Origin of the sequence: Streptomyces sp. NPDC007162 (genome assembly GCF_040634175.1) — a bacterium.
Taxonomy (GTDB): Bacteria; Actinomycetota; Actinomycetes; order Streptomycetales; family Streptomycetaceae; genus Streptomyces.
Map to the genome: position 1 here is coordinate 1 of NZ_JBEYFC010001066.1, position 1066 is coordinate 1066.

2 protein-coding genes are annotated in these 1066 nt (G+C 72.5%); one reads left to right on the plus strand and one right to left on the minus strand.

Translation table 11 applies throughout. The features are described from left to right. Positions 1-549: arginase family protein (locus ABZ646_RS47185; protein WP_360534096.1), on the minus strand; the 549-nt coding region annotated here is incomplete at its 3' end. A 150-nt stretch (positions 550-699) separates the two neighbouring features. Between ABZ646_RS47185 and ABZ646_RS47190 the strand changes: the two genes are divergently transcribed. Continuing rightward, a partial coding sequence (locus ABZ646_RS47190; RefSeq protein WP_360534099.1) for a PucR family transcriptional regulator ligand-binding domain-containing protein occupies positions 700-1066 on the plus strand: 367 nt, incomplete at its 3' end.

The following is a 1066-nucleotide window of genomic DNA, read 5'->3' on the forward strand; positions in this document are numbered from 1 at the left end:
GAGCGCCTCGGTGTCGACGATGCCCTCCTCGACGGCGCGCCGGAACGGGGTGCCGTGGGTGTACTCGGCGCCGAAGTAGGTGTCCCAGGTGTCGAGGTGCGCGTCGAAGTGCAGTACCGCGACCGGTCCGTGCCGCTCGGCGACCGCGCGCAGCAGCGGCAGCGCGATGGTGTGGTCGCCGCCGATGGTGACCAGTTTCGTCCCGTCGGCCTGGAGCCGGCCGGCCTCGGCCTGGACGGTCTCGATCGCCTCGTTGATGTCGAAGGGGTTCACCGGGATGTCACCGCCGTCGGCGACCTGCGCCGCCGCGAACGGCGACACGTCGAGTGCCGGGTGGTACGGGCGCAGCAGCCGGGACGCCTCGCGCACCGCCGCCGGGGCGAAACGGGCGCCGGGCCGGTAGGAGACACCGGTGTCGAAGGGGACTCCGATGACGGCGATGTCCGCCCGCTCCACCTCGTCGAGACGCGGCAGCCGGGCGAAGGTCGCCGGTCCCGCGTAGCGGGGGACACGGGAGGAATCCACGGGTCCACGGGGCTGGGTCGTCATCGGGCACCTTCCTGTCGAGTGGGGCATGCACCGCCGGATGGGCGGACCCCAGGGCGGAGTGAGTGATTCCGCCTGCGGGGGATGCCTCAGTCTGCGGACGGCCGGAGGACAGGGTCAATTGTTGACGGCACCAAGAACTACAGTTGTCTTGTGTCCGACCACAAAGCCACGCCGCGTTCCGTCCTCACCGTCGGCGACCTCCTCTCCTTCCCGGCGCTGCAGATGCGCCTGCTCGCGGGCGGCGGCGGCCTCAGCCGTACGGTCTCCTGGGCGCACGTCAGCGAGCTGGAGGACCCGACCCCCTGGCTGCACGGCTCGGAGGTGATCATGACCGTCGGCCTCGCCGTGCCCCGCGCGGGCGAGGCCCAGCGGCGCTACCTGGAGCGGCTCGACGACGCGGGCGTCGCGGCGCTGGTGCTCAGCACCCAGCTGCGCACCCCGCCGCTGCGGCAGGCCTTCCTCGCCGCGGCCGAGGAACGCGGTTTCCCGGTCCTGGAGGTGCCCCTCGCGGTTCCCT